The organism is Streptomyces sp. NPDC127197, from assembly GCF_042672405.1.
GTDB classification, from domain to species: domain Bacteria; phylum Actinomycetota; class Actinomycetes; order Streptomycetales; family Streptomycetaceae; genus Streptomyces; species Streptomyces flavusporus.
Genome location: NZ_JBHXVG010000050.1, coordinates 39,238 through 47,814, shown reverse-complemented (window position 1 = coordinate 47,814; position 8,577 = coordinate 39,238). Strand labels below are relative to the sequence as shown.

The following is an 8,577-nucleotide window of genomic DNA, read 5'->3' as shown; positions in this document are numbered from 1 at the left end:
GGCGAGCCGGTCGACGAGATCTTCGAGTCCCTCGTCGGCCCGCTGGTCGAAAAGGCGGTCCCGGAATGGCAGACCACCCTGGACGCCCTCCTTGCGCTGCCCGAGATCGGCGGCCCGGTCGGGTACTCAGGGTGAACCGCCGTCGGCATTCGGCTGACGGTGGTCGAGCCGCGCATCGCGGCCGCCGGTTTCTTCGCCGGGGGTTACGTGCCCCGCGCCCAGCGCGAGGAGGCCCGGCAGGTCACCATTCCGCTGCTGTTCCTGCTGCAGTGGGACGACGAGGGGAACCCCCGGCAACGGGCCCTGGACCTGTTCGACGCCTTCGGCAGCAAGGAGAAGACGCTGCACGCCAATATGGGCGGGCACACCGGCACCCCGTGGTTCGAGGTGGACGACGGGAACCGGTTCTTCGCCCGGCACCTGAAGTGAGGCCGGGCCGTCAGGCCGGCAGCAGACCGTAGGCGATGCCGGCCAGGATGCCGCTCAACGAGGACAGGTCTCGGCCCTCCTCGATGACGGCGCCCGGCAGACGCACAACCGCCCCGATCGCGGCGGTACCGGCCGTCGGCGGTACCGGCCGGTCGGGGCGGCGCGTCTCCAGATTGACGTCGGTGAAGGTCCCGCTGGTGTTGGTGTCATGATCCGTTCCAGGAGCCGACGGCTGGTTGGCCGAGGTGGATCGGCTCTCGCTGCACGACGCATCTCCTCCACCAACACCACCTTCAGGAAGACGGCCCCCACGGGACCCAGAGATGGTGCAGTCAACAGGACTGGACACAAGAACTCGACAGGGAACGGAACGGTCCGCACGAAGTGGTCGCGTGAGGGCTCCGCCTTCCGCCTCAAGACCACCGTCCCGGCCGGGACGACCGCCGAGATACGCGTACCGGTCCGCTCCGGCACGGTCCGCGCCGACGGCGATGCGCGTCTGCTGCGTATGGAGAACGGAACGGCCGTGTACGAAGTCGGTTCCGGTATGTGGACGTTCGTCTCGACGTTCGCGCCGGACAGGGTCCGAACACCAGCGGGAGCTGAGTGCCCGCGGCCGGCCAGAGCGTGTTTCCCAGACGTGGCGGCGGAGCAGCCCGTAGACCGTCTGCCACGGCCCGTACTCCACCGGCAGGTCCCGCCATGGGGCGCCAGGCCGCACCCGCTGGCGGATCCCGTCGATCAGCCTCCGTCGGCCCGCTGACGGCCTGCCGACCTGCGCGACAGGCAACAGCGGTTCCAGCACTGCCCACTGTTCATCCGAGAGATCCCCACGTCCCACACCGAGATCATCACGGCATCAGGCGCGACAACAAGCCAGCCTCGCGGCCCGCGGCTGACCGAGTCCGGCCGCGCTCGTGTTCGCTGCGGTCAGCCGGTCAGCCGGTCAGCCGGTCAGCCGGTCAGCCGGTCAGCCGGTCGGCACGGTGTGGCGGGAGCGGTTCAGCGCCCGGCGGCCGAGGATCATGGCGATCAGTCCCAACGGGATGGCCGCGATGGCTCCGACGATCCCGTTGCCGGTTCCGGGACCGCCGCTGGAGGTGGCCAGATGCAGCACCGCTAGGACCGTGCCGGCCAGCCCCACCGCCATGGCCGACACGGCGCCGGTGCGCGCGTTGCCGGTGGTGATACGGCCGGCGACGCGGGCCAGGGTCAGCCAACCGATGGCCACGCCGACCAGCCCTGCCCCGAGGGCCAGGTTGGCCCCGGTCCGCCCGTCGCCGATGACTCCGCCCTCGGCAGCCACCATCAAGGCTTCTGCTGCGCTCATGCCGCTGTCCTCCTTTGTACAGAGAAATTCCGAGGTTTCGATGTGACTCGAGCGTGCCTGCCGACCGCACCGCCGGTCGTCCCACAGCCGCAGGCACTTTGCGCTGCCGCCGATGCCGCAGGCTCCTGCTGCGGATGCGGCAGGCGCCGCGCAGATACTGCGGGCGCGGTAGCCGACTGCTCGTCCACGAGCGGGACTTGCCCGCAGCTGCACCCGGCTATGGTGCGCGCATGGACAGAGGACGGTTCCGTGTCCCGGCCGGTGTCGGAGACTGGACGATCGCCGTCGGCGTGGCGGCGCTGCTGCTGGGCACCGGGCTGTCCGGGGAGCAGCCCGACACGGACCCCGGCGTGCTCGGCTACACGCTGCTGGCGGCCGGCGGCCTCGCGTTGGCCGCGCGCCGCCGTGCTCCGCTGGCCGTCCTGGCCGTCACCGGGCTGTGCGCGGTGGGGTATCAGGCGGCCGGCTTCGACGCGCTCGCCGTCTCGTACCTGGTCGCGGTGTACGCAGCCGTGAGGGCCGGGCACCGCGCCCTCACGGTGGCGGCGTCCGTGACCTTGCTCGCCGGTCTTCACCTCACTGCCCTGCTCTTCCGCGACGGGCCTGCGGGCGAGGCGTTGGCACAGGCCCGGCACGTCCTCGAGATGGCCTGGCTGATCGCCGCGTTTGCCGCGGGGGAGGCGCTGCGGCAGGCCGAGCGGCGGGCGGACGAAGCCGAGCGCACCCGGGAGGAGACCGCGCGGCGCCGCGCCGACGAGGAGCGGCTGCACATCGCGCGGGAACTGCACGATTCACTCACCCACCAGATCTCGATCATCAAGGTGCAGGCGGAAGTCGCCGTCCACGTGGCCCGCAGGCGGGGCGAACAGGTACCCGAGGCCCTGCTGGCCATACAGGAAGCCGGCCGAGAGGCGACCCGGGAACTGCGCGCCACCCTGGACGCGCTGCGCGATGACGACACCACCCCGCCCCGCGGCCTCGACCACATCCCGGAGCTGGTGGAGCAGGCGAGCAGGGCCGGCCTTGAGGCGACGCTGACGATCGAAGGACAGCGGCCCGACGTGCCGGCGGCGGTGGGCCGGACCGCCTACCGAATCGTTCAGGAGTCACTGACCAACATCGCCCGGCACGCCTGCGCCGCGACCGCGTCGGTCCGCATCGACTACCGGGCCGGCTCACTCGCCATCCAGGTCGAAGATGACGGCAAGGCCACGCCGGACACAGTACCGACGCCTGGCCTGGGGCTGCTCGGCATGCGGGAACGCGTCACCGCGCTCGGGGGCCGGCTGCGCGCCGGGCCGCGCAGCGAGCGCGGCTTCACCGTCCAAGCCGAACTCCCCGTGGAGCGAGCGTCATGATCCGTGTCCTGCTCGTCGACGACCAGCCGCTCATCCGCAGTGGATTCCGCGCACTCCTCGACCTCGAAGACGACATCGAGGTGGTGGCCGAGGCCGCCGACGGCGAGGCGGGCCTGACGCTCACCAAGCAGCACCTGCCTGACATCGTGCTGATCGACATCCAGATGCCGGTCGTCGACGGCATCGAGGCCACCAGGCGCATCGCCGCGGACCCGGCCCTGGTCCAGGTGCACGTCGTCATCCTGACCAACTACGGCATGGACGAGTACGTCCTCGACGCCCTGCGTGCCGGCGCCGCAGGATTCCTCGTCAAGGACATCGTGCCGGAAGACCTGGTGCACGCCGTACGCGTCGCCGCCCGCGGCGATGCCCTGCTCGCCCCGTCCATCACCCGCAAGCTGATCAACCGGTACCTCACCCAGCCGCTCCCCACCGTCGCCGGCACCGGGCTGGACGAGCTGACCGGCCGTGAACGCGAGGCCGTCACCCTGGTCGCGCAGGGCCTGTCGAACGACCAGATCGCCGACCGCATGGTGATCAGCCCGCTGACCGCGAAGACCCACATCAACCGGGCCATGACCAAACTCCACGCCCGCGACCGCGCCCAACTCGTGGTCTTTGCCTACGAATCCGGCATGGTGACTCCGCGCAACTCCTGACCTCCCAAAGGCCGTCTACCAGCGCGCCCCGATGATCCCCTCGTCTCCGCCCGCATCGTGCCCGCCTGACGCAGCAGTCGCCGCCGTAGGCCGTAGCGCCGTGCGACGCGCCGGTTCGCCAAGGGCGCGAGCTGCGCAAGCTGAGCACCTGTCTCCACTCCCGGTCCCGGAACCGGGGCTGTAGGTGCATCGTGTTCGTCCCGGCTGACCAGTGCTGCAAGCCGAAAGGCCAGGGACGCCGGCCAACAGGGCCCAGCCCACCCTCGACCGAAAGCCCTGTCCTCCTACCGCCCAGGCGGGCCCGGCTCATCGAGCAACAGACCACCCGCCCGGGAGGATGCCTCCCCCCTGCTTCCGGCGCACCGCCGTCTTCGCCGCGACGCGCTCACCGTCTGCGCGGAGCGGCACGTCACCGACTGACGGCCCGTCGAATCCGGTCCCACACCCCACACCCCGGGACAGCCCGTCGAGCTCGCGCGCAGGAGGCGCACGGGCCCGGCCGGGGCTGCCAAGTCCCTTCGACACGGGGCCTGTCGGCTCGCCGGCCCGGAGGAACCGTTCCCCGCGCAGACGAGTGGCGGGCCGCGGAGACGGCCGGGGAGCGGCGGCGCATAGGGTGATCGCATGTCTGCACCTTTGAGCCCTGCGAGAACCCGTGCCGCACTCCGTGCCTCGGCGCGCATATCGGCGGAGCTGCTGCTGGTCCTCGTGGGGACTGCGGTCGTGCTCTGGCTTCTGGGCCGGATGTGGTCGGTCGTCTGGCCGCTTGTCATCGGCTTGCTCCTCACCACACTGACCTGGCCCTTCGCCCGGTTCCTGCGCCGTCACGGATGGCCGCCCGCCCTTGCCGCTTCGGTGGTGACCGTGCTGTTCCTCGTGGTCGCCGCCGGCGCCGTGGCACTCATCGCCGTCCCGGTGGCCTCTCAGTCCGGTGAGCTGACCGACGGAGTGGTCGATGGCATCCAGCGGGTACGAGAGTGGACCGCGGGCCCGCCGCTGAACATCGGCGACGACCAGATCACCACCGCCCTGGACACCGCGACCGACCGTCTCCAGAACAGCGTCGGCAGCATGCTCACCACTCTCGCCACCGGCGTGGGCACCGTGGTCAACGGAGTGGTGACGGCCGTCCTCGCCCTCTTCCTGATGTTCTTCTTCCTCAAGGACGGGCCGCGGTTCCTGCCCTGGCTCGCCCGCCAGCTGCCCGGGCGCCTCGCGGCCGACGTCCCCGCCGTGGCCGAGCGCGGCTGGGACACCCTGGGGGCCTTCGTGCGCTCCCAGGCGGCGGTCGGTCTGCTGGACGCCGTCCTCATCGGCATCGGACTGGCCGTCCTGGACGTCCCGTTGGTCCTCCCGCTGGCCGTGCTCACCTTCGTCTGCGCGTTCGTGCCGATTGTCGGCGCCCTGTTCGCAGGCTTCGTCGCCGTGCTCATCGCCCTGGTGTCGAACGGGCTGACGGACGCCCTGATCGTGCTGGCCGTCATCGTCGTGGTCCAGCAACTGGAGGGCAATGTCTTCCAGCCCATGATCCAGAGCCGGGGACTCGGCCTGCACGCGGCGGTCGTCCTGCTGGCGGTGACCCTGGGCGGCAGCCTGGCGGGCATCGTAGGCAGCCTGCTCGCCGTACCGACCGCCGCACTGATCGCGGTCGTCTGGAACTACGTGCGCGAGCAGCTCTCCGAGCCGCCGCGGGACCCGGAGGGGACCCCAGGCCCCGGCCACGGGACCGACCCGGAGCCCGCAGCCGCTCCGCTCGCTTCCTGACGGGCCTCGCCCGCCCGCTCGGCGGGCGGGCGACCCGATACCCAGGCGCCGGCATGTCCCTGGGGCCTGACTGCTGGACCCCGCGGCAACGCCGTTCAGCCCTGAAGGCAAGGGCCTACGGGTGCACACGATCAACCGTCACATACGGAGCAGCGGAAATTACTCCCAGGGAAGCGCCTGGTGGAAGCTTCGTCGCTGGAGGAACTTCGAGGGATTCTCGGTCCGGGTGCGGTCGTTCCGGCGTCAGGAGCCGCTCGATTCCGGCTCGTGGAGGGTGATCGCCCAGGAGATCAGTGACGGGCTGCGCCTGCAAAGCCAGGCAGCTTCCATCCGAGCGCCCAGGTGATTTTGCCGATGGTCATTGAGAACTTCTGACCATGCAGGCGCCCGGAGTCCCGGCTATTCGACCTCGACCCAGTCGAGGCTGCGTTCCACGGCCTTCTTCCAGCCCGCATAGCCCTTCTCCCGCTGCTCGTCGCTCCACTGCGGCTCCCACCGCTTCGACTCGTGCCAGTGCAGGCGGAGCTCGTCGGTGCTCTCCCAGAAGCCGGTGGCGAGCCCTGCCGCGTAGGCGGCGCCGAGCGCGGTGGTCTCGGCGACGACCGGGCGGCTGACCGGTACGCCGAGGATGTCGGCCTGGATCTGCATGCACAGGTCGTTGGCGGTGACGCCACCGTCGACCCGCAGCACGTCGAGTGTCACCCCGGAGTCCTGCTCCATCGCCTCGGCCACGTCGCGGCTCTGGTAGCAGATGGCCTCCAGGGTCGCCCTGGCGAGGTGTGCGTTCGTGTGGAACCTGGCGAGACCGACGATCGCCCCCCGGGCGTCGGAGCGCCAGTAGGGTGCGAACAGACCGGAGAAGGCCGGTACGAAGTAGATGCCGCCACTGTCCTCCACCTGCCGAGCCAGTGTCTCGACCTCGGCGGAGGAGGAGATGATCCGCATCTGGTCGCGGAGCCACTGCACGGCGGACCCGGTGACCGCCATGGACCCCTCCAGCGCGTACACCGCCGGGGCGTCTCCGAACTGGTAGGCCAGCGTGGTCAGCAGACCCGTGCTGGACCGGACGATCTCCGTGCCCGTGTTGAGGACCAGGAAGTTGCCGGTGCCGTAGGTGTTCTTCGCCTCGCCCGGGCGGAAGCAGACCTGGCCGACGGTGGCCGCCTGCTGGTCCCCGAGGACGCCGGTGATGGGTACGGCAGTCCGCAGCGGACGGGTCGTGCGGGTGGTCCCGAACGCCTCCGGGTGCGAGGACGGGTTGATGGTCGGGAGCATGGCGCGCGGGATGCCGAAGATGTCGAGCAGCTCGTCGTCCCAGTCGAGGGTCTCCAGGTTCATCAGCATGGTGCGGCTGGCATTGGTGACGTCCGTGGCGTGGATGCCGCCGTTCGGACCGCCGGTGAGATTCCACAGCACCCAGGCGTCCGTGTTCCCGAAGACGGCCCGGCCGTCCTCGGCGGCCTCTCGGACACCGTCGACGTTCTCCAGGATCCACTTGATCTTGCCGCCGGAGAAGTACGTCGCCGGTGGCAGGCCCGTCTTGCGCCGGATGAGGTCGCCGTGCTCCCGCTCCAGCGCCGCGGCGATCGAGTCGGTGCGGGTGTCCTGCCAGACGATCGCGTTGTAGTACGGCTGACCGGTGCTGGGGTCCCAGATGACCGTGGTCTCCCGCTGGTTGGTGATCCCGATGGCCGCCAAGTCGGCGGCGGACAGGTCGCCCAGGCGGAGGGCGTTCTGCATCGTGGAGTTCGTACGTTCCCAGATCTCCACGGGGTCGTGCTCGACCCAGCCGGAGCGGGGAAAGATCTGCTCGTGTTCGAGCTGGTGGCGTGCGACCTCGTTGCCGTCGTGGTCGAAGATCATGAAGCGGGTGCTGGTGGTTCCTTGGTCCACCGCGCCAACGAATTCAGGCATGGTCCTCCCTCTCACTCGTCCGGCGCGGGCACCCGGCCGGGCTCCTGCTCGGCGACCGGCAGGTGGGGGCTGATCAACAGGCGGTAGAGCAACGCCCCGACCAGGCCGCCGATCAGGGGTCCGGCGATCGGCACCCAGAAGTAGAGGTCGCCGTACTGATCACGCCAAGCACCTCCGTAGCCCGTGAGGAACGCCGCCAGTCTGGGGCCGAGGTCACGGGCCGGGTTGATCGCGTAGCCGGCGTTGGTTCCCCACGCCATGCCGATGACGACGACGATCAGGCCGATGATGAACGGGGCCATGTTCGCGCCCGGCGGCGTGTTCAGCAGGTCGGTGACCGCGAAGATCAGCAGCACCAGCAGGGCAGTGCCGATGATCTGGTCACGGAAGGCCCCGAACTGGCTGATCGGGAGACCGCCGTTGCCTGGCAGGGTGGAGAAGACGATCTCCGTCTTGTCGGTGTGGCCGGGGTCGGCCTTCGCCAGCACCTCGCTGTAGTTCCAGCGCACCAGCAGGGCAGCGACGAAGGCGCCCGCCGTCTGGGCCAGCGCATACGGCAGGACCTTGCTCCACGGGAAGCCCTTGAAGGCCGCGAGCGCGAGGGTGACCGCGGGGTTGATGTGGGCGCCGCTGACCCGCGCCGCCACATAGACACCGAAGACGACGCCGAGACCCCAGCCCCAGGCGATGCTGTCGTGGTCACCCAACCCACCGTCGGTCAGCGCGCCACCGGCGACGACCTGCGCGACGACACCGCATCCGAAGAGAATGAGGATCATGGTGCCGGCGAACTCGGCGGAGAGTTCGCCGACGAGGCGTGCTTTGGACATAGGTTCCGGCATGTTCAGATCGTCCGCAGCGCGGGCGCGATCGGCCTCCGCAGGCGGGCCAATCGGGTGAACCGGCACCCGGAGCCCGGCGTCCGGAGGTGGAACGGCCGGTCAGGCTTCGGAGGCGCGCAGTCGTCGCCTCCTTGTTCGCGGCGGTTGTCCAGCCAGTGGCTGTGCCGGGCGCAACACCTGCCCGGTCGCGCCGCCGGCCAACGACAATCCGTCAAGGAAGTCCTGAGACCTCGCCCTGACAGCTGAGTCGCTGGGCCCGCGGGCTCGCCGTGCCGCACCGT

At 70.3% G+C, this 8,577-nt stretch carries 6 protein-coding genes and 3 pseudogenes; 5 read left to right on the top strand and 4 right to left on the bottom strand.

The annotated features are described in order from the left end of the window. Together ACFVJQ_RS40195 and ACFVJQ_RS40190 are read left to right on the top strand one after the other, a co-directional pair. Positions 1–429 (top strand): annotated as a pseudogene (locus tag ACFVJQ_RS40195) (alpha/beta hydrolase); the annotation flags it as partial. 208 nt (positions 430–637) lie between these two features. Continuing rightward, positions 638–892, top strand: a pseudogene (locus ACFVJQ_RS40190) (alpha-L-rhamnosidase C-terminal domain-containing protein); the annotation flags it as partial. 192 nt (positions 893–1,084) lie between these two features. Here the strand turns inward: ACFVJQ_RS40190 and ACFVJQ_RS40185 are convergent. Together ACFVJQ_RS40185 and ACFVJQ_RS40180 are read right to left on the bottom strand one after the other, a co-directional pair. After that, positions 1,085–1,270 (bottom strand): annotated as a pseudogene (locus ACFVJQ_RS40185) (transposase); the annotation flags it as partial. 129 nt (positions 1,271–1,399) lie between these two features. Then, a complete protein-coding gene (locus ACFVJQ_RS40180) occupies positions 1,400–1,759 on the bottom strand; it encodes a DUF6223 family protein (RefSeq protein ID WP_385790786.1) in 360 nt (119 codons plus the stop codon). Positions 1,760–1,989: 230 nt separating this feature from the next. Between ACFVJQ_RS40180 and ACFVJQ_RS40175 the strand changes: the two genes are divergently transcribed. The 3 genes from ACFVJQ_RS40175 to ACFVJQ_RS40165 all read left to right on the top strand — a co-directional run bounded on the left by ACFVJQ_RS40175 (position 1,990) and on the right by ACFVJQ_RS40165 (position 5,540). Beyond that, complete coding sequence (locus tag ACFVJQ_RS40175) at positions 1,990–3,117, top strand: sensor histidine kinase (protein WP_385790784.1); 1,128 nt, start codon at positions 1,990–1,992, stop codon at positions 3,115–3,117. Next, complete coding sequence (locus tag ACFVJQ_RS40170; protein ID WP_385790782.1) at positions 3,114–3,776, top strand: response regulator; 663 nt, start codon at positions 3,114–3,116, stop codon at positions 3,774–3,776. The genes ACFVJQ_RS40175 and ACFVJQ_RS40170 overlap by 4 nt, the downstream gene beginning before the upstream one ends. 624 nt (positions 3,777–4,400) lie before the next feature. Beyond that, the gene (locus ACFVJQ_RS40165) at positions 4,401–5,540 is read left to right on the top strand and encodes an AI-2E family transporter (RefSeq protein ID WP_385790780.1); all 1,140 of its coding nucleotides are present in this window, start codon (positions 4,401–4,403) and stop codon (positions 5,538–5,540) included. Positions 5,541–5,939: 399 nt separating this feature from the next. Here ACFVJQ_RS40165 and glpK read toward each other — a convergent pair whose 3' ends face one another. Together glpK and ACFVJQ_RS40155 are read right to left on the bottom strand one after the other, a co-directional pair. Beyond that, positions 5,940–7,454: a glycerol kinase GlpK gene (gene glpK, locus ACFVJQ_RS40160; RefSeq protein WP_385512202.1), complete on the bottom strand. Its 1,515-nt coding sequence runs from the start codon at positions 7,452–7,454 to the stop codon at positions 5,940–5,942. Positions 7,455–7,465: 11 nt separating this feature from the next. Continuing rightward, entirely contained in the window at positions 7,466–8,284 is an 819-nt protein-coding gene (locus ACFVJQ_RS40155) for an MIP/aquaporin family protein (protein ID WP_385512204.1), read from the bottom strand. Positions 8,285–8,577 lie beyond the last annotated feature (293 nt).

Excerpts from the sequence above, each read along its gene's own strand:
- ACFVJQ_RS40180 (WP_385790786.1), bottom strand. The coding sequence starts at position 1,759 with ATGAGCGCAGCAGAAGCCTTGATGGTGGCTGCCGAGGGCGGAGTCATC.
- ACFVJQ_RS40175 (WP_385790784.1), top strand. The coding sequence starts at position 1,990 with ATGGACAGAGGACGGTTCCGTGTCCCGGCCGGTGTCGGAGACTGGACG.
- ACFVJQ_RS40170 (WP_385790782.1), top strand. The coding sequence starts at position 3,114 with ATGATCCGTGTCCTGCTCGTCGACGACCAGCCGCTCATCCGCAGTGGA.
- ACFVJQ_RS40165 (WP_385790780.1), top strand. The coding sequence starts at position 4,401 with ATGTCTGCACCTTTGAGCCCTGCGAGAACCCGTGCCGCACTCCGTGCC.
- glpK (WP_385512202.1), bottom strand. The coding sequence starts at position 7,454 with ATGCCTGAATTCGTTGGCGCGGTGGACCAAGGAACCACCAGCACCCGC.
- ACFVJQ_RS40155 (WP_385512204.1), bottom strand. The coding sequence starts at position 8,284 with ATGTCCAAAGCACGCCTCGTCGGCGAACTCTCCGCCGAGTTCGCCGGC.